Annotated in this window: 1 protein-coding gene; it reads right to left on the reverse strand. The window is 41.0% G+C overall.

Features of this window, described 5'->3' with window-relative positions; translation table 11 throughout:
* A partial coding sequence (locus HMPREF2979_RS06540) for a hypothetical protein (RefSeq protein ID WP_148132233.1) occupies nucleotides 1-283 on the reverse strand: 283 nt, incomplete at both ends.

Genomic DNA, 283 nt, shown 5'->3' on the forward strand with positions numbered 1-283 from the left:
GCTTCATCGTAGTCATCTGAGATTCCTACTGATTGAATGTTGTCCTTGTTAGCTGCGTCGAATTTAGTTGTATCCAACCAAACTTGGTAAACCAACTTGTCGCCACGTTTAACAGTCTTGGTATTCAAGTTTTCTTTTTCGTTGTTTGACGCATCGTCAGCGTATGGGTTCGCATTGGTATCTGCGTACTTGTCTGCCAATTCTTTATCATCATCAACGAGCTTGTCACCAGTGATATCGAATTTCTCTTCAGAAACAACGTATTTCTCTGGTTGGAACTTAG

The organism is Streptococcus sp. HMSC078H12 (assembly GCF_001814615.1).
Classification (GTDB): Bacteria; Bacillota; Bacilli; order Lactobacillales; family Streptococcaceae; genus Streptococcus; species Streptococcus salivarius_F.